Here is a 22,520-nt window from a genome sequence, read left to right on the forward strand (position 1 = left end):
TCACGTCTCCCTCATAGGGTGGCCGAAGAATTCTGCATCGGCTCTCCTATCGGCTGTGGCAGCGGCCATCTATCCGCGTACCGCCGATATTTCGCGGATTTTCGCAGCCTACGCGACAAGCGGTGTCTCAGCGGGAGAATTGAGTTGATGTGCTGTTCCACATTTTCATTCTGTGCAGACTTCTCCTCTTGGGAGAGACCCGACCAGACACCACGCCCAGTGACACGATAGCAACTGGTTACCTCGGGTAGATTGACCAACTCGCCACCTCCAAAAAGCATCATATGCAAAAGTAGCGTATCTCCTGAAAATTGGGAATTCACATAGCCCGGCGGCAGGAAAAAACCACTTTTGAGATGGATGTTCCGCCACAGGATACTTGAAGGATGGACATATAAGGCGTGGGTCCCAACTAGCATGTCCATCAGGTTCCAACGGTCAAGCTGGGGCGCGATGATAGTTTCGTTGCCGGTCACTTCATTACGCATGACTGTATGCGCGCAACAGCCTACGGCGTTTGGGCTTATGTCCAGGAGCTCCACCTGTCGCTCAAGCTTGTCTGGCGATGTCCAGTAATCGTCACCAGCGAGGAGGCACCAAAAGCGGCTCCTGTGCGGCGGCATGTGGTGTAGGAATGATTTTTTTCCCGACCCTTGGTTCTGGGTGCTAGTGAATACGGTAATCTTATCTGGGTGTCGCGCGCGATACTCTTCCAGAATACGCCCGCTGCCGTCAGTGGACGCGTCGTCGAAGCAGAACATGTGAAAGCTATGCTGGGTTTGCTGCATCAACACGCTGTCGATCGTGTCAGCGATCGTGGCCTCGTGGTTGTACACGGCCGTAAAGACATTGATGTCCATCGGTCCAAGGCCTCGGGAAGGCGACATAAAATCTCCTAATCATCGAGCGTGATTGCCCTCTTGAGGGTATCTCAAACGTGCGTCGGAATGTCCACCAATGTAAGTGGACATTTTGAGGCAGATTATGGAGGGAAAGAAGGGTCGGAAGAACCGGTTCTGGTCGGATGTTGAGAAGCGATCGATTTGCGCGCGGGCCTGTGTGCATAGGTTCTGGATCCATTACTTGGTTGCCGCCATCTCGGCTGCGTGATTCAAGCCCCAGAGTTTAGGGGTGTATCATGAGCAATCTATTTTGGCTGTCTGACGAACAGCTGGCGTGTCTTCGGCCCTACTTTCCGAAGAGCCATCGCAAGCCGAGGGTTGATGATCGACGTGTTTGGGCGGGATTATCTTTATCAATCACAATGGGTTGCAGTGGTCTGATGCGCCCCGAGATTTTGGACTGCCAAAGACACTGTACATCCGTTGGAAGCGGTGGAGCGATATGGGTGTATTCGCTAGGATCATGACATGGCTAGCTGCGGAGGGAACCGATCATAAGACCATCATGATTGACGCGACTTACCTCAAAGCGCACCGCACGGCTTCTAGCCGGTGGTTGAAAAAGGGAGCGTGGCAGGCTGATCGGACGCACTAAGGGTGGCATGAATACAAAACTGCACACCGTTACTGACAGCCTCGGACGCCCCATCCGCTTCTTCATATCGGCTGGGCAGGTTAGCGATTAAACGGGGGGGCAGAGCCTTATTAAATAGCCTTCCATCGGCTGATTGGCCACTGGGTGATCGCGGTTATGATGCAGATTGGTTCCGCGAAGCCCTTACAGAAATGGGAATAGAGCCCTGCATCCCAGGCAAAAATCACGCGACAAGCCTGTCCGGTACGACAAGCGTGGCTACAAATGCCGCAACAGGATCGAGATTATATTCGGTCGCTTGAAGGACTGGCGCCGTGTCGGCGCTCGCTATGACCGATGCCCGATAGTCTTCCTCTCAGCTACCATCCTGTTCTGACTGTAAATCAATGAGTCTGGAGCCTAGGTCATGTTGACAAATGGCGAATCCAAAGGCGGATGGGCGTTACATCGATGAATCCCAGGAAGCTCTCTGCGATCTTGTCGTAGCGGGTTGCAACACGTCGAGCGTTCTTGAGCTTGTTGAAGCAGGGCTCCACCCGATTTCGCTGACGATAAAGTGAGCGGTCGACACTAACGTGCATCTTTCTGGTTTTTCGCATGGGTATTTGGGTCATCACATCTCGATAATTCATCTTTTTACGTATTCTGTCAGCATCATAGCCGCGATCTTCTAGTAACACGCGCGGCTGAGGCAGATTGTCTGCCATGACCAAATCGAGACTGACATAGTCTGATATCTGGCCCGGTGTGATCTCGGTCCTCCTAGGCAAGCCGTGTGCGTTTACGATAAGGTGAATCTTGGTCGTGAAGCCACCTCGCGAAGCCGTGTTGACAAAAGGGATTCACATCTGTCGGCGGGTATGATTCAAGCTGGTACCTACGATGGAGACCAGCTTGGCATGAGGCCTGATGTCGGACGAGGAACGGACGTTCTTTGAGCGGTCCATCTTGGCTGTTCGCGCCCCGAATGGACGCAAGCCTAACAACCACCACCTTGTTATTGATGGGATTTTCTGGATTGCTAGGACAGGGGCTCCATGGCGCGCCCTGCCGGAAGAGTTTGGCAAGTGTTCCAGCGTCTACCAACAGTTCTAGCCCTAGACACTGGCGGAGTAATGGGAGGGGGGTTATGGACGCCTAGAACCGAAGTGGAGCAGTGCCAGACGTCCTGCAAATGATCGAAAGCACCGTAATCCGCGCCCATCATCAGGCAGCGGGTGCAAAAGGGCGACTTCGCGAATGTGTTTTGGCCGTTAGGGTCAGGATGCATTGATTTTAGATGCACCGCATGATTCACGGCTTAGAAAACGAAGCGGTAACATGAGCGACATTTTTGGCCGAAAGACGAGCAGATGACCAAGCTTTCCCCTTTTTTCCCGAAGCCGCACGGAAGGCCACGGGTCGATGATAGAAGGGTGCTGAGCGGGATTATCTTACTCAAACGCAATGGGTTACTACGGCGAGACGCGCCCGAGACATACAGGCCGCACAAGACGTTCTACAGCCGGTGGAAACGTTGGAGCGAGGAGGGCATCTTCGCCCAGATTATGGTTGGCCTAGTTGCCAAACACGGCGAGAAAAAGACTGTGATTAACGACGCAACCTACCTGAAGGCACACCGTACCGCGACCATTATGGCCGCGAAGAAAGGGGGGCATGGCCGTCTGATTGGTCGAACCAAGGACGGCATGAATACTAAGCTGCATGCTGTCTGTGACAGCCGAGGGCGACCGCTCAACCTTTTCGTCACCGCTGGTCAAGTCAGTGACTACATCGGTGCGCGAGTGCTACTGAGTAGCTTGCCGAAGGTCACTGGTTGCTTGAGGATCGTGTCTATGACGCCGACTGGTTCCGAGATGCGTTAAAAGACAAGGGGATACGCGCCCGCATCCCAGCTCGAAAGAAACACAAGACTACCGTGAAGTACGACAAGCGCCGATACAAACGGCGTAACCGCATTGAGATCATGTTCGGCGGGCTGAAGGATTGGCGGCACGCTACGACAGATTCTCAAAGGTCTTTCTATCAGCAATCGCTCTCGCTGCGACCGTCATTTATTGGTTATGAATCCTGACTCTAGTTTTTGTACATCAAAATAGACTGCTTAAAAGCATCATATCGTGCGCTAGAGGATAGGTACTCTGCAATTCTATCTTTCCCTTTTATAGATACTTTCTGATTTGTATGCTTCATCATGAGCAGCGCACCCAGTTCGTTTTGAGTAAGCTCCAGTGCAAAGTAAGCGTGATCACTGCCAAATAACACCTCGGAGAGGAAGTCGCTACTTGCAGCACCGATAACTTGCTCCAACACTTGCGTAGTCTCGATTTCAGCGCGATCTGTGTTTGAAGTCGACAAGTTCTTATCATGCCAGCGATATCCAACGACTGGGCTATCGATACAATGGAACGTTTTACCAAGGCATGTAGCACGCATCCAATAGTCATAGTCTTGCAGTTGGAAAAAATCGCGATCAAATTCGCCAATCTCTTTAAATGTCGTTGAGTGCATAGCAATAGAAGGAGCACAAATAAAATTGCCCTTCAAATATAGCTTACGAAAGAGGTCCACTGAACTCATTTGAAAAGGAGGAAATAGGTCCGGGTGATCGGAAGGCTTAAGCTTTTCCCCATCGGCGCCAATCCACTGAGCTAAGCCGCAGACGATGTCCGCTTCGGAATGATCCAACAAATGTGCTCTTTCCTCAAGACTACCCGGAAGCAAAATGTCGTCCGCAGAAGTAAGTACACAAATGTCCCCCGACGCCCTTTCCAGGCCATAATTGATTGCGTCCGAGGGTCCGCCATTTTGCTTGGAGAAAACCTGAAGATCTATCTCTGAAAACGATCGCGCAATTTCCGTTGAATTATCGGTAGATCCATCGTCCACGAAAATTACCTCAAGAGAAGGGTAATTTTGCGCCGCAATCGACCTCAAACAATCCAAGATGTAGTGTTGATGGTTATAGGAAACTACAACTACTGAAATTTTTGGCATGAGCTTAGCTCCGATCTTATACTTTGCGCAACTTAAGGCAGATTTTCAATCTGACTCACATTAGTTCCAGTTGTTTAATTAGTTCGTCCGGGTCAATCGCAAAGTCGTCGTGCATGGAATGCTCACCAGTGACCTTTCCCGTTCGTCTACCGTTCAGGAAAGCTAAGTTGAGCCCCTTTATCTCAGCAATGCGGTTCCAAAACGACGTATTACTAAACGGATGTCTAGGGTAAAGGATCAGAACATTTGTTCGCTTTCTACACCAAAGTAAATTGGTGAAGGCAGCGCCCGTTGGACCAATAATTGTTGATGCTGTATGAAAGAGATCAACCTGGGCTTGAAAGCTAAGGCTGTTCGTATCTACAACTTCAAATCCTTCCTTTAAAAGAACATCAATAATCGATGTTTCGTTTGTCAATGCACGATATGTTGAGCCACGCTTAAGGTAGATTTTGCGCTCCTTTGGGTTTTCGTTAACGACATCAGCTTTTAATTTCTCAACTAACTTCAAAACCTGGGTCCTAGGGAAAAAACAGTCCTCATCAGTCGGTTCGCGATGATAGCAATCAACTATTTGTGCGATATCAGAAAAGTAGTAGAGTTTGTTAACCCTGTAGAGCGCATTTCTTTTCAATCTAAGAACAGGTCGGTCTGAAGCTTTTAGTCGCTCAATGATTTGATATATCGAATCTGGTAAGTCATCTGAAACCAACAGCGGCACCGAAGAAGCAATGTTCAAATTATCCTCAATGAAGCTGAGTTTTACGCCGAGCTCCAAAACAAAATGAAAAAAGTTTTGCTCGTATTCCTTGAACAAATGAATGCCCTCTCGAACCACAGGCGTCAATACGTTTAAACATTGGACGGTAACACGGTTTTTATTGACAACAGTCGTCTGCCAGTTCTTTACCAAAGATGAGCCGTCAGCTTTCCCTAACAATCTCGCGATTTCTTCGTTGACAACACAACCTTCTTTTGGAAAAAGCATGGCTGATCCAGGTATGATTTCACATTCTTCAATACACGCGAAATTCAATCGAGAAGGAAAGTTGCTTTCACGCTTCCATTCTTCCTCTATCGCTGAAAAAATTGGTAACTTCGTTACACAAGCGGATTCTAAATCTTTTAAATATGACAGCGTGGCCGTCAATGGAGAGAAGTCACCAGACAAATGAGCGCGGCCATGCAAATTGCTAGCAACCGCAAAGGTCTGAAGTTTGCTCGCCTGATCCGCTTGTAGTATTCTCATTTGGGTAATGTGGCCGTTTCTATGGCCAAAATGGATATAGTGAACGAGCGGGTTTTCCGCTGATCCGTCTTTTAAGTAATTAGAATTATAGAAATCTGGATCAAATTCAGCGGACGGCCATCGGCTCTCCTTATACCCGTATTTCTCGTAATGAATTAGGGGGTTCATACCAGCCAAAGCTACGTCTTGGTATTTTTTGTTATACCAATTCGTGGAAAAGAAAGGGCTTGGATCGTACCCCTTATCAGCGCCGATTTCATAGTAGTGAAGAAGTGGATTTAAGTTACTTCCAGCAACTTCTGGATACATTTGTGTGTACCATTCAGCATCAAACACCTTGCTCTGAAACTCTGAATCTCCGGAGTTCTTTTTGTTGCCTAATAACTGTCTAATTTTATTTTTTAGTTTCCTCATCGATTGCATCGCCTTGTGTCGAATTACGCTCTTGCGTGCCCATCGGTCCCGTCCAATGATAACCGGTGTTTCCCAAGCAACCTCGGACTGGAGCTGGGCTGAACGCTTTGCCGCATTTTTGAAGTGTGAGTATTGCGGCGGAGTCCGGCAACACCATTTTGTTAGGGTTGTAGGCGTCTTGCCGCAGTTATTGAGTGGTGTCAACGGCGGTATGTAGTGAACCACTTGGGAAAGAAATGCCGATAGCGCGCCCAGATTTCATAGCCTAAACATTTTGACCGACGCGAAAGCGATTGTCGCTGCGCCGCTTTTGTCCAACGGTCGTATTGAGTTGCTGCGTGTCGACAATACGTCAACTTGTGGAACATGATTTCTTTTCTATTCGGACGACTTTATGGGGTTTCAATTTTTTCTTTTTTTTACAACAGGTTGGCATTCAGGCATGTACTTTCTTGCCTTGTAGCACTTTTCGGAACCTGTCGACACCTTACCTTTGATCTCCTGATAGCCGTTCGGAGAGCTTCCTGGAACAGCACAGACACAATAGCCAACATTTTACATGTCTCGCAGTTGCGAACAGGTTCACCTGCCGACTTTCGCCGCCTCATATGGCGTACAGTTTTGTGTTTTCGCCACCTAAGGCTATAAAACGTCACCTCTTTGGATTGCGTATGTTTATGCGCCAAAATATCAAAGAAAACGCGAGGGTCTACCACGGGTGTTTTTCTAATTTGTTTTCGGGCCGTGTTCATGAGCATCTGACATGAAATCCCTAGCTCGGTCTCTAAGAACAGCGTTGCATGGACGTTATGTCATGCCACCTAAGTTTCAGTTTTGGGCCGCGGCACTACGCTTAAAAGTTGGCTGATTTGGACTTTGGCGACCTATGATTGTTATCCACAATAGTAGAAAGCCCACAGAATGTTCACCGGACTACTTTGTTGTTTCGTCCTTTTTTCTAATCCTGTTCACTCATTAACTACGTACACTGCGTAACCGGGGATAAAATGACCGCCTGTAGTCCGAGGTGCTTGGGTATTCGGCAAACGTCGGTGATGCTGGATCCAACCTGACGCGAATAATCTTCACAAAGATAACGGGATCAATGCGGCGCACTGGCGTTTTCGATTGACCGACACACAACATCAGAAACGTTCATCGGTGCGTGTGGCCCCATTGGTAGGCTAAAAACTTCTCCAGCGAATTTCTGAGCTAATGGAAATTGGTCTGGAGCGAAATTACTGCTTTGGAAAGCTTCCTGCATGTGAGGCGGAATAGGATAGTGTATTTGCGTTCCAATACCCGCGTCTTTCAAAATGTCAATCAAATGATCTCTGTTTGGGCTGCGAACAACATACAGATGCCATGCGGATTTTGCCCAACTGGAAATCGTCGGAAGTATAAGACCACTGCCCTCAAGAGCAGAACTATAACTATCCGCAAGCGCATTGCGGCGTCCGTTCCATTCGTCAAGATACCCCAGTTTGACTCGAAGTACAGCTGCTTGCATCGGATCAAGTCGAGAATTCACGCCTGCAACGTTATTCACGTACTTTTTCTTCGACCCGTAATTTCGCAACACCCTTAGCTTTTCCACCAAATCGGGTCGATTTGATGTCACCGCGCCGGCGTCGCCCAAAGCGCCTAGGTTTTTGCCCGGGTAAAAACTCCAACAAACTAAATCAGAATCTCCGCCAATCCGTTTACCTTTATATTCGGCCCCATGAGCCTGCGCTGCATCTTCCACGACCGCGATTCCTCGAGCACGCGCGATCTCCAAAATGGGATCCAAGTCCGCGGGCTGCCCGTAAAGGTGCACTGGAATAATCGCTCTGGTTCGGTCCGTGATCGCGGAAGCTATTTTTGTGGGATCGATATTGTAACTATTTTTATCCGGTTCTACCGGGACGGGTTTCGCCCCAACTGCGGAAACAGCTAACCATGTAGCGATGAAGGTGTGGGAAGGAACAATTACTTCGTCTCCATGTCCTACTCCGAGTGCACGTAGGGAAAGGACAAGCGCATCAAGGCCATTGGCCACACCTACCGCGTGCTCAGCACCGCAGTACTTGGCCCATTCGGCTTCAAAATTTTCAACCTCTTCGCCAAGAACGTACCACCCACTGTCCAAAACCCGGAGAACCGCTGTGTCAATTTCGCTTTTTAATTCGAGGTATGCATCTCGCAGATCAAGAAATGGAATCATGAATTCTGTCCTACAGCCTTTTTAAAATCTTGATATTCTCGGAAATAGTCCGATTCATCATATGGCTGAGACGCAAGAACCATACAAACTGCACCTTGGCTAAAAAGATCCATCTCACGCCACACCAACTTGCTAATATATAGCCCTTTTCGGGGATCGCGAAGAAAGTGTTCCGTCCGTGTATGCCCGTCATCCACCGTTATCCTAAAGCTCCCTGAAAGCGCAAAGACAACCTGTTCAAGCTCTTGATGAGCGTGCCCTCCTCGCTGTGCATCAACTGGAACATTGTAAAGGTAGTACACACGCTGAATATTGAACGGAATGTGATTCCCACCTTCTACAAAGGTGAGGTCACCACGGGGATCTGTAATAACGGGTAGCGCAATAGACTGAAAATGACCCTTGATTTCTGCTAATGATGAAGGGCTTGGTCCCCCAATTTTGTCAACTGCATCAGACATCAGCCTTGCTCCTCGATAGGCACCTAAAAAGGTCAAATATTTTATTAAATTTGACGTTTCAAGCCGAATAATCCAAAATCGTGCGCTCTGAATCCCAACGAGCTTTCCATCAAAATCTCCGCCCAGTCGCATGGGCTCAAAATACTGGTCTTTCGCAGCGTGTCAGGGTATTAGGCGAAATTCCCCTCTGACACTGCCGGTTGATCGCTGTTAGATCGTGATGCCAAGTTTCAAACCGGAACGAAAACCATAACTACTGATAGGTAAGTCGAACACAAGAGCACTACGCCCCTTGTGCCGAAACCCAACTGATGTGTCTTGGCTTCTTGCTTGGTGTTCGTGGCCTCGGGTGGACAGAAGTCGTCTTTTGTTTTGCTGTTGGCGTAGCGCACTCTAGGCACAATCCCTTTTTGATTTCAGCAATTCGGCAGGTCCATTAAATATTTATCTGACCACATTGTCGCTGAACAGTTAGCGTCAGTGCATTTCCGTTAATTGACTACGACCCTATGCTCGGAAGACCAGATCCCTACATCGTTTCGATGTTGGGCTGTCAGAACTGCTGCGACCACTCAAAATACTGCTCGATTCCTTCTTCAAGTGGGATCGTGCAAAACCAGTTAAAGTCAACCTGCGCGCGCGTGACATCAAGGACCGAACGTGCAACGTCGACTCCACGACCAGGCTTGAAGACCGGAGAAATCGAGTTTCCGGTTACCTTGCTGAGAATTGACACAATTTCATTAATTGATACGCCCGCTCCAGATCCAACATTATAAGCCCCGGATTTATTACTTGCGATAGCGAGTGAACAAAATTCTGCGAGGTCCCTGACGTGTAAATAGTCTCGAACCACGCTGCCATCGCCCCAGATTTCAAGAGGTTCGCCCGCCTTGAGCCGGGCAAGAAATGTTGAAATGACACCTTGTACTCCGGTATGTGCCTGACGTGGACCATAGGGGTTTGAAGCACGAATGGAGATGGCGGACAGACCGTACTTGCGTTGATACATGGCCAAGTAGTGCTCGATCGAGGACTTCACAATGCCATAAGAGTTGATTGGGCGTAGGGGATGTGTCTCTGGAATTGGGACAACTTGCGGAGGGCCGTAAACAGTCCCACCCGATGACAGAAACAAAAGCCGAAGGACACCCAGGTCAACCATCGCGTCAAGCAGCGCAAGTGTACCAACTAGGTTGTCCTGGACATCGGTGATCGGGTCAAGATCCGCCGTTCCGGGAAATGTCGTGCTGACAAGATGCGCCACTGCATCGACCCCAGAAAGGGCTTCAATGATCGCCATTTTGTCACCAAAATTTCCAAACTGGTATTCAACCCCATTCAGTGGTTCGCGAAATCGTTCCGGCTGCCTATCAAATACTCGAACGGTATGACCATTTTCAAGCAGCACGTCGACGAGATGAGAACCAATGAACCCACAGCCACCGATGACCAAGACTTTCATAGGGTATTTCTACCTTTCCATTCCCAAATTCGCACCTGAACGATCGCCTTTCTAACGCGTAACGCCGTGAATGTTAGTCACGACTGTCCGCCAGCCCTCCATTTCCGGAATGACACCAAACAATCTTTCCAGCGCGTGCAGCATCGTTCCGTCAACTGCAACGGGCTCCTTGGGATAGTCGCTCCAATTGAAGCCTAGATCAACGAAGCTTTTCAATGCATCCGAGCGCATCCAGAACATAGTTCCAACTGGAAAATTAAAAGCTGCGGGTAAACTGTTGTGCCCCAACCGTTTGGCTAACCGTCGAGCGAGCCCAATGTTACGGGACCACCCCATAACGTGCGGGTCATCAGGATAGATCAGACCAACTTTTTCATCAACTTGAAAACGCTCGAAAATTTTGTCGGCCATGTTGCCTCCAAGGCGTCCACCGAGAAGGTTCTCAAACAAAAACTTGCTCCATGCGTGGACGATTTGCTGGTCTTTTACATGCGTGCTCTTTTTTAGGTGAATATGACCGACCACGTCGTAGTTGTTGCAGAGATGCTCACCAAATTGCGTCAGCAACGGACCAATATCTCGTCCAGCATTGGGAACGGATCGAACATCGCAAAGTCGTCCATTATAATTTGACAAGAGTTCTTTCACTCTGTTCTCGTCGCTCTCCTTGCCGACACTAACATAGAGATCGGGCAGCGTTTTGTTGATGGAGAGATGCGAAACGATTTCCGGCATTTGATCTAAATGGTACGCATGAATATGCAGCGCAGGCTGGAGCGTCACTTGCTCTAGCTTCTTGGATGTATTCTGCCCGCCCTCTAAGACCGGTAGTCGCCACGGTCCTTCCGGTCGACCTTCGCTTATGAAATGGGCATAGGCGTCACGCGTGCGGTCATTTGTCTGGCTAAGATAAGTATCATAAACAAATGGATGGAACCCGGGTTCTGGCTTCTTTGCGGTCGCGCCCCAACGTGCGTCGTCGACGTATGTTCCTACCGTTGTTTTCGAGTCTCGGTTTTGCTTTTCGTCAGACAGGAAGTAGTCCGGTCGGAAAAAACCAGATTCCACAATGTCAGTGATATCGCGCTCTCGCGCAGCATGCCGAGCCTTGGCAGCTAAACCCAACTCTTCTAATTTGTTTACATAAGCGCTCAGATCAAAAACTCTGGCCGCAACTTCGCGTGTTCGTTTCGAAACACTCTCATAGAGTTCAGAAGTAGTCGCAAGCCGCAGGAGCTTGCCAGCCATATCGCCGGTATCAATGTACTGAGCCACACAGTCTTCACCAAGACCCTCATCGATCAGAAGATCCGCTACACCGGACGCTTCTTCAAAGCACAAAACAGGTAGCCCAGCGCACATCGAGTCGATTGCCACATTGGGCAATGGATCAAGCCTACTGGTCACTAAGAAAACATCGGACATCTCATAAGCCACGTCCATCTCAGAAATGGAGGGAACCATGGTGACTCTTTGTTCCAACCCGGCGCGCTGTAATTGATCCCTCAGGTACACGGAATAGCCGAAATCCTTATCTGGATCATAACCTGGACCAATCCAAACAAAATGAACATCATTGCTCTCAGAAGATTGCAGCACTCTCGTTGCGGTTTCGAGAAAAAGGTCTACCCCTTTTCGGATTTCAACGGTGCCAGCTCCAAGCACGACGAAACGCTCAGTTTGTTCACTCGATGGCCGTATTAACTCGCGTAAATAGCTTCTTTCAGCCTCCACCGTGGTATCGTCACGTGAAGCATTTGGCACACTGCACCTACCTTGGGGTAGAACCGTCACATTGGGGGTCATATCCATAAGCCCCTTATCAAGTTCTAATGCGTTTTCCAAAGTCAATCGCGTGGAAAAAACGGTTTCATCTGCCCATCGAACAGCCTCTGAAAACGCCGTTTTCTTCTCAATGTAGGATGCGAATTCATGCAAAAGCGCGACAGACGGTACACCGCACTCGTGCAAGCCCTTTAACAAAGCGTGAGATTGAATCGAATTCACTACGGCGAATGCATACTCACGTTCCGTACAAAGACAATTCAAAAGGTAGGTGTAATCCGTTGCTTTAGTGCTTTGCAGGTTTGCGTCAAAGACCTTTTCAGATACCTTCCTAAAGTCGCCCGTTATTTCACCTCCTGTCAGGCAAAGGGTCGTAACATTGTATCGGGTCGACAATTTACTTGTGACGTTCCAAGTCAGTATTGGTGCCCCGCTTCGACTGGCCTGATGACTAACGACCAGGACATTCGGCTTACTATCGTCGTATACTTTATCTCCTCGAAACTCAAAACTACCTTTTCCTCCCGCGCGTCCAGTCGCCGCTGCCTCGAAGTGGACAGGTGATTGCAGGAAGCGCTTTGGGTCATATTTAACGGCACGACGCTGGTAATTCGATGCTGTTTTTTGGGACAGCGGAGGTGAAAATTTCGCCAGGCTTTTGTAAATCTTAAACTTCAGCTTTCTCCGAACTTGTTTCAATGGCCTTTTGGCGGCCAGCATCAGTTCTCTTTCCAGCTCCACCACGCGAGCCAACGCGGCACGCCGGTCAGCAGAGGCTTTACTAAGTTTGGCACTCAGATCGAAATTTTGCGCCGCTAACGTCATCTTTGATCCTTGAGACACAGCGCCCTCGCTTCGATCACCTGATTTGATTAATTCAATACTCTTTTTGGCTATGGCGACATCATAGCCTAGTTTCGCGAATACTCCTTCCCAGCCCCGCGTATCTGGATCCTGAATCACAGCAGTCTTTACGAAAGGGAAGCCCTCTTCAATTAAGCCCTGCCAATCTTTGATCGTTCGGTTTGTCGTTCCCTTGTTCGGAAACAACGCCGCTGCTTGAAACCCTTTCGCTTTGAGAGCATCCGTCAATTGTAACTCGTAGGCAAAAATGACTTCCTGTTTGTCATCCAAGTTGCGAACGCCGCCAAGAAAATCAACCAAGGCTTCTACCGCGTTACCCTTTGCGACAAGAAAAAAACTTTGAAGGTGATGCTTAAATTCGAAGTTGTCCGTCAACCCAACAAGATCTGCCTCACTTTCGCGCGCCCTATTCACGATTGAGTCCAAACCGTCTTTCCAAAGCGGGCCTATCAAGCTGTCATTGACGAGGCACAGCATGCGCGTGCTCTCTAGATCGATGTGGTTCAGTGCGTGCGCCCAAGCGGCGAAATCGAACCCGCCGTTTTCTCGCAGGATCAGACCATCAACCTGGTTCAACAAGGAGGAAGTGTCGACGTCTGAAATGCAATTCGCCACAACAATAACGACAACCGCGATGCCAGTCCTTCTGAGGGCATCAATGTAGACTGGAACGTGCGGCTTAATCTTTCCTGCAGGAGCGTGAGTTACGAATAAGGCCAGATCGGACTCCGAGCTGGCTCTTTTAAGTACCTTGATCTCAACATCTTTGACATCAGTCGACTTGTCAGTCGGATTGCACCGACGGCCTTCCGATTGTCCGACATTCATAAAGTGCAATAGAGCGTCCTTGCCGCCTGCACCAGCGTCGGGATAATTTTTTGCGTACCAAGATGGGTTGAAGAATTCGTTTGGTTTGCACCCGGCATTAGCCCCAAAAACAATATAGTGGTACAACGGATTCATACCACTCTGTTCGGCCTCAGGATAAGCAGAAAGATACCAACTTGTGGAAAAGCAAGAGTTAGGGTCCTTGCCCTCTTCGGCACCAAGATCAAAATAATGCGCGAGCATACCTCGCGGATAATTCACGGCCTCAGGATATTCTGCCGCGTACCACTCTTTGTCGAACAGCCCCGATTTGTCTACGATCGCCTCCTCCGAACTCAACTTTTCCGCACCCTGTTCCTGACGCGCGCGCCTTGCTTTACGTTTTGAGCGCAATCCGAAAAACTCCAATTTTTTCTCCATCAGATTTGAACGCTCTTCATATGCGGCCCAACGCGTGCACATTTTCGCCAATTTTCTTTCACCATTGTCGCGATAGAATTCAGTGTTTTGATCTGTGCATTGAGGTCCGCGACTTCAGCGACTTGACTCTGCTGGATATTCAACCAGCTGCGATGTTCAATCTCCGTCTGGGCGTTGATTTCAGTATTTTCCATTCTAAACCGTATCAATCCAGCATGCGCCTCAAGTTCCGCTCTTGAAGGTCGGGTATCGCGTTTCTCAAACAAGATTGCCCAAGGACAAAGGAAAGAGCCGTCGAAATCAGAGACTGGCCCAACCCCCTCTGCAGCAAAAAGATCCATCCGATACACCAGAATTTGCACATTGATAAGTGTGCCGCCCTTGAACTCCGTCGGAATCGACGAAAAGAACGCCTTGGGGGATACAACGCATAGGTTCCGAATAGCCTTACGCGCATCCCACTCGAGCATATGCTCGATGACATCGAAACATGTGACGACATCGAATCTTCCTTCAATCGGATCGGTCATCAAACCGTGACTGCAAAAGCCTTTCAGTTCCTTGGGCACCTGGCTCTTCGCAAAGGATGACAAGTCGCGCCAAAAAGCCTCAATGCCGCGAGCGCACATGATTTCCACAAGAGTTCCGATTGAGTAACCGGTGCCAATGACCTTTTTGGGTGCATTCCTTTCGTCCAAAGCAACTGCAACTTGGTCGAAAAATTCTGACCAAAGCGGTTCTGCGCACGTATATGGAATCCCGCATAGGCACTGGAGATAATTCTCATCGTACTCCAGCTCATCCATGGTAAACCCTACTCGTGCTTTCGTTTTTGTTCACCAACTCTGGCTGAACTTGAGCGCCTGAGCGCCTGAGTGCGGTAGTATCTAAAATTCTTCGAGAGTCTTATTCTCGCCACCAGTTTGGGTCAATGCAGATGCTTGGGCTTTTTCGCCGTGGGTTTTCGGCAGCAATATTGAGGCGATAACTGGCAATGACATAGGCGACCTCATAAATTGTAGCATGAGAAACGCTTCCAAAGCTCGGCGTGCGATTGTCTTAGTCTTTCGGTACGTCTTAGAATCCATTTGCGTCCAAGCCGCGATCTCGGAGTAAACTAGGGACATCTGGCAGGTCGCTCACCAGAGTCTTTGCCTCGAAATAGCCACTGACGTGAATAGCCATCTCCAAGAAGTTGAGTGGACGTCATTCGCCATTGGTCTTGAATCAATCGCGCACCAAAGCTTATGTGTTTTGGCACAGATGGCTTGTAGCTTGGCACCTCTCAAAGCAGTGTATTATCAGCGCCTTGCCGGGCGGTGGTTCATGCCAGTTGACGCCACCGACCGACCGTTCACGCCCCTTTTTCTAAGGCTAGAAGCCGTGCAGAGCGTATTCATGAAGATGACATCGATCATCACTATCTTTCGTCCGCCGTGATCCGCAGAAAAATCCATCATCATCTCGGTAATGTTTGCCTTGGCACTCCAAATCTTCCAGCGGTTTTGGAGCGGATTGTGTAGCCCAAATTTCTTGGTTGCGTGGCGCCATCTCTACCAGCTGCGATCGATGACGATTGTGCCGCTCACGATGCGCTGATGTTCCACGCGAAAATTGAAAGGATATTTCGGGCTACAGGACTCAAGATGGGCCATCAGATCGGAGCTCAACCAAAAAAGTCTAGACTCGTCACAGCTTGCTTTCGCAGTCTCGAGTTGGGTCATCCGGTGAAAGATAATGGGTCCCGAGCCTAAATTGCATTAAAATGCGAGGCAGGCGCTGGGGTAAATTCTAGTTTCCCTGTTATTAAGGCTCAATGAGTCACAGTGGTGTCTGGGGCACGTTTTGATAGGGCAGTCCAATCCAGTGCAGACAAGTTCTGTTTGCACATTGAATGAATAGCACTCGTCTGATGCAGCCCGCGCCAAGCTCAGTTCCGCTGAGGACGCAGCCAACGTTACAACCGGTGCAAGGACTAATAATTTGATGCGTCGAACGCCTATTTTATTCTACCACTTGTTTGGCGATAGGTTTACGCTTCTGCACGTGAGTTCGCGCTACAGGAAAGTTTAATGACCATCCATCCAACTGCAATCGTTAGTAACAGTGCCAACGTTCATAGTTCCGTTGACATAGGACCGTTCACAATCGTGTACGACAACGTGGAGATTGCAGAAGACACAGTGATCGGCAGCAATTGTGAAATTGGTGTGCCCGCGCCACTTGGGGACGGCTCGCCACTTAGAATTGGTGCCAATTCTGTAATTCGTTCACATAGTGTCTTCTACGAAAGCTCGACTTTTGGAGAGCGATTGGTAACGGGCCACAGAGTTACCGTCAGAGAGCTTACTCGCGCAGGGAATGGTTTTCAAATTGGTACTTTAAGTGACGTTCAAGGGCACTGTAAAATTGGGGAATTTGTAAGATTTCATAGTAACGTTCATGTGGGACAGCATACAACGATAGAAGACTACGTTTGGGTATTCCCGTATGTCGTATTTACAAATGATCCGCATCCGCCAAGTGAAGTTATGAAGGGGGTTAGGGTCAAGAGTTACGCAGCAATTGCAACGATGAGCACCATTCTTCCCGGAGTTACGATTGGGGAAGGAGCACTTATTGGTGCTTGTAGCGCTGTGGTGAAAGACGTTGGAGACCACAGAATCGCGGTTGGTAATCCTGCCCGCGATAGAGGCGAAACGAGTGCTATAAAACTACAAGACGGTTCGGATCGACCTGCGTACCCCTGGAAGCATCATTTCCATCGTGGTTATCCTGAAAGCACCGTCGCACAATGGCTCTCATCGGTGCAAGAAAGTGAAAACTAAGGTAGCGCCTGCTTTGAGCTAATTCCGTTGAAATATCTTTCTAGATCGAAGTACCCCTTGCTGTTTCATTTCCGGCGCTAGAAGAGAGTTTGAATGCTGAAGGGGCCGCAGCGACGAGCACACTGTTCATTTTTTTCGACCAGTTCTCGATCTAGAATCATGTCCAACAAGATTACATTGTGTGGTGTATGAACTAGCTGAACGAACTTTCGGATTTCCTCCAACGCCTTGCCTCATTGTACGGTTCGACTGACATATAGTCTGTTGACCCGAATGCCGCTTTTTAGGTGGTCAAAAAAGAAGACTCCAAAGGTGAAATTTTGATGCACACTAAGTGCTAGCACGCGAAGGTCTTCGATCATAACCGAGGCGTCATTGTTCGCGGCAGTAGCACAACAGCTCTGCAGTCAGCGACACCGGCATCGAAAACCAGTATCTTATCACCGCATCAGGGTGTCATAGGCATTGACCTTGCCCTCTCGATGAAGGTTGCTCGGCATCATTAACGCAGCAATGACGCCAACAGGTTTTGGTCCGTGACTTTCTGACCCCCTTGCAACTGGCCTATCGATCTGCACATCTTCGCCAATCACTCCAGACCAATTAGTATGCCCTTCAAAGACAGAATCGCCCAAACGAACGGCAAGCAGGCACGCAACATTTTTCCAAGGCATCACGCGCGAGGCTGTTGAGATTTACGGACGGCACACTTGCGATCAGGTTGGCAACCTGCAAGTGTGCTCAGAACCGAAGTGTCACCATTGTGTAAACCTCAGTGCGAAGGTTCCAAGCGCCAGCGGAAGTTGAACATTTGTCAGATTCTTCTCAAGAAACTCAGCAGCAAGAGGCGGGTGAATTTCCGGTAGAATTCGACCGCGAGTTCTATCGGAAAACGTACAGCGACTTGCAAAGCATGAATGATGAGGCGCTCGAAGTACACTTTTACAATCACGGAATTGACGAAGGTCGCCATGCCTCTGCTCCCGCGGTCCGCGAAGAGTTCGTCAAGCTGTTCCAGAACGAAAAGTCAATACTCGAGATAGGCCCTTTCTCGAACCCGATCGCCAGCGGTCCGAACGTCCGATACTTCGATGTTCTTGACCAGGATGAGTTAAAAAGGCGGGCGGAAGGTCTGGAAGAATACTACGTGCCGGACAATGTTCCGTGGATCCATTACGTTTCCCCCACAGGAGACTTGTCAGTGGTTGACGGCACATATTCGGCTGTCGTCAGCGCCCATTGCGTCGAACACCAACCCGATTTGATAAATCACTTTTCTAAAGTTTCAGATCTTTTGGCGGACGAGGGTTTCTACTTTCTGATCGTTCCTGACAAACGTTTCTGCTTCGACCATTTCCTGTGCGAGAGTTCTCTTGCAGAAATCCTCGAAGCCCATCATCAAAGGCACAGAGTTCACACTCTAAGATCACTTGTGGAACATCGGACAATGCTTTCGCACAACGATGGTGCGCGTCATTGGGCCGGTGATCATGGAACGCTGCTGGAACCAGATATTGCGGCTCTGAATGCCAGTAATGCCATCGCGGAATACGAGGCTGCGAACGGCGCATATATCGATGTGCACGCATGGAAGTTCTCACCAGACTCCTTCCGCGCCCGCACCGCCGAATTGGCGGCCATGGATTTGATAAATCTGCGCCCCATCAGGGTCTACCAGACCGTGCGTCCGCGGCTCGAGTTCATGGCAATCCTGCAAAAGACGCAATCCTGAAAACGAAGGACCCAGCGATGCGCACGCGTCAAATGGATGCGCTCTGTATTTCTGATTTCGTGAACAAGTATATCGCAAGCGTTGCTTATGACCCGCTAGATAATTTCTGACAACCCAGCGCCCAGCAGCTTATGCTCCATTCAAAAGGATGTTCGGTCATTCATGTCTGGTGGACATTTAGTGTTTCTGAGGCAATCTCTTCACCTCCTCAAGAAGTGCAAGTTCGCCATCTTCGTTGGACCTCAAATGGTCCCACTCACGATCTAACCATTCTTAGTCTGCTGAGGATTTCCAGCAGCCTCTACCAAGTTCTTGAATCCAAAGACTCGAAATGAAAATTCTGTTTGCCGTCGTGAACCTATTAACCCCCTCGAAATTTGCGGCGGTAGTTTGCCCTGTCACCACACCATTGAACGTGTTTGATTGACATTTATTTGGAGCGTATCTGAACCAGTTCTTCGACACGGCTCACTTATCGGGGCGCTACAAGTGTCTAAGGTTTGGAAAGCATATACCTTTTTAGAATAGTTTGGCGACCCCGGCAGGATTCGAACCTGCAACCTGCCCCTTAGGAGGGGGCTGCTCTATCCAGTTGAGCCACGGGGCCGCGCAAGGCTCTCTGTAGCCGGGTTTTTCGGCCTTGTCATGGCCTTTGCGCGATGGTTGTAAATCTTACTCTGTTCACGCTACCATCGGGCAAAACAACATCGCAGGTGCCCCAGTGACAACAGAAACCAAACGCCCGCTTACCCTTCGTGATGTTTCGGAAGCGTCCGGAGTATCGGAAATGACGGTCAGTCGGGTTCTACGGAACAGGGGCGATGTTTCGGACGCCACGCGCACCCGCGTCTTGGCCGCCGCGAAAGAGCTGGGGTATGTGCCAAACAAAATCGCGGGCGCATTGGCATCCAGCCGGGTTAATCTGGTGGCGGTGATCATCCCCTCGCTGTCGAACATGGTCTTCCCTGAGGTTCTGACCGGCATTAACCAGGTGCTGGAAGACACCGAGCTGCAACCGGTTGTGGGCGTCACCGACTATATGCCGGAAAAAGAGGAAAAAGTGCTGTACGAGATGCTCTCGTGGCGGCCGTCCGGAGTCATCATTGCAGGCCTGGAACACACCGAGGCCGCGCGCGCCATGCTAGATTCCGCGGGTATTCCGGTGGTCGAAATCATGGATACAGACGGCAAACCGGTGGACGCGATGGTCGGGATCTCTCATCGCCGTGCCGGGCGCGAAATGGCGCAGGCGATCCTGAAGGCGGGCTATGAGCATATCGGGTTCATGGGCACCAAAATGCCGCTGGATCACAGGGCGCGCAAACGGTTCGAAGGCTTCACCGAAGTTCTGGGCAAACACGGGGTCGAGATCGAGGATCGCGAATTCTACTCTGGCGGGTCAGCTCTGGCCAAAGGGCGTGAGATGACTCAGACCATGCTGGAACGGTCGCCCGATCTGGATTTCCTCTATTACTCCAATGACATGATCGGTGCAGGTGGGCTGCTGTATCTGCTGGATCAGGGTATTGATGTGCCGGGGCAGATCGGCCTGGCCGGATTCAATAACGTTGAGCTTTTGCAAGGCCTGCCGCGCAAGCTGGCCACAATGGACGCCTGCAGGTTGGAAATTGGGCGCACAGCCGCTAAGATCATAGCGACGCAATTGGCCGATCCCAATGCCGAGGTCGACACGCGTGTAACCCTGACCCCCAAGATCAACTTTGGCGACACCCTAAAGCGGCGCTGAACACGTGGCGCTGCAACGGCTGGACAACCGAACAGCCCGCGCGCTGTTCATGGATCGTCATGCATTGGCCGAACCGCCATCGGGCGGCGCAAAAGGCGCGGAATTGCTGGACCTGATCCAACGGCTTGGCTTTGTGCAATTGGACAGCATCAACACCGTTGCGCGCGCCCATGACATGATCCTGTTTTCGCGCCGTCCATCCTATCGCGCCGGCAATCTCAAACGCCTTTATGAACGCGACCGCGCACTGTTCGAACACTGGACCCACGACGCCGCTGTCATTCCGATGGAATTTTATCCGCACTGGCATTTGCGCTTTCAACGCGATGCAGATTTGCTGAAGTCCCGATGGAAGAATTGGCGCCGCGACGGGTTCGAGCAGCGATTTGCAACCGTTCTGCAACATATCCAGGACCACGGACCGGTCTCTTCGTCCGATGTTGGCAAGGACGAGAAAAAGGGATCCGGTGGCTGGTGGGACTGGCATCCCTCAAAAACGGCGCTGGAGTTTCTTTGGCGCTCGGGCGCACTCACGGTCATAGGGCGGCAAGGATTTCAAAAGCGCTATGATCTGACAGAACGGGTGATCGAAACGCATCTTTGCCCAGGCAATATGCCCTGTGATGCCGAGGAGACAGTGGATTGGCTGTGCAACGCGGCGCTTGACCGACTGGGGTTTGCAACCTCAGGCGAATTGGCAGCGTTTTGGGACACTGTTACGACAAGCGAGGCAAAATCTTGGTGTGAACGGGGTCTAATTCAGGGAAAATTGGAAGAGATCGAGGTGACTTGCGCGGACGGAAGGCTACGAAAAGTGATCGCCCGACCATCCATTTCCGAGGATGCAGAGGCTGCACCCCGTCCCTCGGGCCGCATTCGGGTCCTTAGCCCATTTGACCCTATGCTGCGCGACCGCAATCGGGCCGAACGGTTGTTCGGCTTTCACTATCGCATCGAGGTTTTTGTACCCGCTGCAAAACGAACCTACGGTTACTATGTGTTCCCGCTGCTTGAGGGCGACCGATTGATCGGGCGGATTGACATGAAAGTCAACCGGGATCGCGGGGTGTTACAAGTCAGCGCCTTATGGCCGGAACGATCCGTGCGCTGGTCCGATGCCAGAACCAAAGGGTTGCAATCAGAGCTCGACCGAGTCCGACGATTCACCGGGTTGGACAACGTAGAATTCGCCCGCGATTGGTTAAAAGACCCTAAATAGGGTCTATTTTCAGATCAAACTCAGGCTGATAGGCTGTAATCCGTCAATCCCGCCTTCCAGGACATCGCCCGCCAACACCGGGCCAACCCCAGCCGGTGTACCAGTCAGGATCAGATCACCGGCTCGCAGGTGGTAGTATCCGGACAAATGGCAGATGACCTCATCTATCTTCCAGATCAGCTCTTCCAGCGTCGCGTCCTGCCGCGTTTCTCCGTTCACGTTCAGATAAATGCGTTTATTGTCGTCCGGCGACCAATCTGCCGCGCGCGTCAATGCGGCCAACACAGTGCCGTTTTCCAGATCCTTGCCCAAATCCCATGGGCGCTGTTTATTCCGTTCGCGGACTTGCAGGTCACGGCGCGTCATGTCCAGCGCACAACCGTAGCCATAAACCGCATCCAACGCATCGGCACGCGTCGCACGGAAAACGGGTTTGCCGATCGCGACCGCCAGTTCCATCTCGTGGTGAAAATTCTCAGTTCCAGGCGGATAAGGCACAGTTGCACCCGACAGAACCGCGTTCAGAGCAGATTTTGTAAAGTAGAAAGGCGCCTCACGATCGACCTCATTTCCCATTTCGGCCGCATGGGCCGCATAATTTCGGCCGACACAGAAAATGCGCCCCACGGGATAGGTCGACAATTCACCCTCAACCGGGATCGAAATCGGGTCGGGTAAGGAAAACAAGCTGTCCGGTATCAAAGCCCCCTAACTGCAATTTGCAGCTTGTTTCTAAGTTGGCGGGACCAGTTGAACAAGCCATGCAGGTTCGCGCCAGGCATCACCATCACGCGAACTCGCCCCGTGG

Annotated in this window: 13 protein-coding genes, 1 tRNA gene and 4 pseudogenes; 7 read left to right on the forward strand and 11 right to left on the reverse strand. The window is 50.2% G+C overall.

Annotated features, from left to right (window positions below; genetic code table 11):
* Nucleotides 1-11: 11 nt before the first annotated feature.
* Complete coding sequence (locus tag RUA4292_RS20020; RefSeq protein ID WP_058279188.1) at nucleotides 12-860, reverse strand: glycosyltransferase family 2 protein; 849 nt, start codon at nucleotides 858-860, stop codon at nucleotides 12-14.
* Nucleotides 861-1,138: 278 nt separating this feature from the next.
* On the opposite strand from RUA4292_RS20020, the pseudogene RUA4292_RS24255 reads away from it, so the two are divergent.
* Nucleotides 1,139-1,873: pseudogene (locus RUA4292_RS24255) on the forward strand (IS5 family transposase).
* A 28-nt stretch (nucleotides 1,874-1,901) separates the two neighbouring features.
* Here the strand turns inward: RUA4292_RS24255 and RUA4292_RS20030 are convergent.
* Nucleotides 1,902-2,318: pseudogene (locus RUA4292_RS20030) on the reverse strand (IS5 family transposase); the annotation flags it as partial.
* A gap of 88 nt (nucleotides 2,319-2,406) precedes the next feature.
* On the opposite strand from RUA4292_RS20030, the pseudogene RUA4292_RS24260 reads away from it, so the two are divergent.
* Nucleotides 2,407-2,722, forward strand: a pseudogene (locus RUA4292_RS24260) (transposase); the annotation flags it as partial.
* Between the two features lie 127 nt (nucleotides 2,723-2,849).
* Nucleotides 2,850-3,564, forward strand: a pseudogene (locus RUA4292_RS24265) (IS5 family transposase).
* Between the two features lie 9 nt (nucleotides 3,565-3,573).
* Here the strand turns inward: RUA4292_RS24265 and RUA4292_RS20040 are convergent.
* The 7 genes from RUA4292_RS20040 to RUA4292_RS20070 form a co-directional block, all read right to left on the reverse strand.
* Nucleotides 3,574-4,494: a glycosyltransferase gene (locus RUA4292_RS20040; RefSeq protein ID WP_058279190.1), complete on the reverse strand. Its 921-nt coding sequence runs from the start codon at nucleotides 4,492-4,494 to the stop codon at nucleotides 3,574-3,576.
* 55 nt (nucleotides 4,495-4,549) lie between these two features.
* Entirely contained in the window at nucleotides 4,550-6,157 is a 1,608-nt protein-coding gene (locus RUA4292_RS20045) for a glycosyltransferase family 61 protein (protein ID WP_158507073.1), read from the reverse strand.
* Between the two features lie 1,102 nt (nucleotides 6,158-7,259).
* Nucleotides 7,260-8,363, reverse strand: coding sequence for a DegT/DnrJ/EryC1/StrS family aminotransferase (locus RUA4292_RS20050; protein WP_058279192.1), 1,104 nt, complete (start codon nucleotides 8,361-8,363; stop codon nucleotides 7,260-7,262).
* Nucleotides 8,360-8,956 (reverse strand): sugar 3,4-ketoisomerase, encoded by a 597-nt coding sequence (locus RUA4292_RS20055; RefSeq protein WP_306346076.1) that lies wholly within the window; start codon nucleotides 8,954-8,956, stop codon nucleotides 8,360-8,362. Before RUA4292_RS20055 ends, RUA4292_RS20050 begins: the two co-directional genes overlap by 4 nt.
* A gap of 421 nt (nucleotides 8,957-9,377) precedes the next feature.
* Nucleotides 9,378-10,289: an NAD-dependent epimerase/dehydratase family protein gene (locus RUA4292_RS20060; protein ID WP_058279193.1), complete on the reverse strand. Its 912-nt coding sequence runs from the start codon at nucleotides 10,287-10,289 to the stop codon at nucleotides 9,378-9,380.
* A gap of 51 nt (nucleotides 10,290-10,340) precedes the next feature.
* Nucleotides 10,341-14,186, reverse strand: coding sequence for a rhamnan synthesis F family protein (locus tag RUA4292_RS20065; protein WP_058279194.1), 3,846 nt, complete (start codon nucleotides 14,184-14,186; stop codon nucleotides 10,341-10,343).
* On the reverse strand, nucleotides 14,186-14,992 hold the full coding sequence (locus RUA4292_RS20070; protein ID WP_058279195.1) for a class I SAM-dependent methyltransferase: 807 nt from the start codon (nucleotides 14,990-14,992) through the stop codon (nucleotides 14,186-14,188). Before RUA4292_RS20070 ends, RUA4292_RS20065 begins: the two co-directional genes overlap by 1 nt.
* Before the next feature lie 1,266 nt (nucleotides 14,993-16,258).
* On the opposite strand from RUA4292_RS20070, the gene RUA4292_RS24270 reads away from it, so the two are divergent.
* Together RUA4292_RS24270 and RUA4292_RS20085 are read left to right on the forward strand one after the other, a co-directional pair.
* Nucleotides 16,259-17,014 (forward strand): acyltransferase, encoded by a 756-nt coding sequence (locus tag RUA4292_RS24270; protein WP_082637204.1) that lies wholly within the window; start codon nucleotides 16,259-16,261, stop codon nucleotides 17,012-17,014.
* 811 nt (nucleotides 17,015-17,825) lie between these two features.
* Entirely contained in the window at nucleotides 17,826-18,746 is a 921-nt protein-coding gene (locus tag RUA4292_RS20085; protein WP_145975033.1) for a class I SAM-dependent methyltransferase, read from the forward strand.
* A gap of 530 nt (nucleotides 18,747-19,276) precedes the next feature.
* On the opposite strand, the gene RUA4292_RS20090 is transcribed toward RUA4292_RS20085, so the two are convergent.
* Nucleotides 19,277-19,353, reverse strand: a tRNA-Arg gene (locus RUA4292_RS20090).
* A gap of 114 nt (nucleotides 19,354-19,467) precedes the next feature.
* On the opposite strand from RUA4292_RS20090, the gene RUA4292_RS20095 reads away from it, so the two are divergent.
* Both RUA4292_RS20095 and RUA4292_RS20100 read left to right on the forward strand, forming a co-directional pair.
* Nucleotides 19,468-20,493: a LacI family DNA-binding transcriptional regulator gene (locus RUA4292_RS20095; RefSeq protein WP_058279360.1), complete on the forward strand. Its 1,026-nt coding sequence runs from the start codon at nucleotides 19,468-19,470 to the stop codon at nucleotides 20,491-20,493.
* A 4-nt stretch (nucleotides 20,494-20,497) separates the two neighbouring features.
* Nucleotides 20,498-21,712: a winged helix-turn-helix domain-containing protein gene (locus RUA4292_RS20100; protein WP_058279199.1), complete on the forward strand. Its 1,215-nt coding sequence runs from the start codon at nucleotides 20,498-20,500 to the stop codon at nucleotides 21,710-21,712.
* 9 nt (nucleotides 21,713-21,721) lie between these two features.
* Here the strand turns inward: RUA4292_RS20100 and RUA4292_RS20105 are convergent, their stop codons facing one another.
* Complete coding sequence (locus RUA4292_RS20105) at nucleotides 21,722-22,411, reverse strand: fumarylacetoacetate hydrolase family protein (protein ID WP_058279361.1); 690 nt, start codon at nucleotides 22,409-22,411, stop codon at nucleotides 21,722-21,724.
* Nucleotides 22,412-22,520 lie beyond the last annotated feature (109 nt).

Origin of the sequence: Ruegeria atlantica (assembly GCF_001458195.1) — a bacterium.
GTDB lineage: Bacteria > Pseudomonadota > Alphaproteobacteria > Rhodobacterales > Rhodobacteraceae > Ruegeria > Ruegeria atlantica.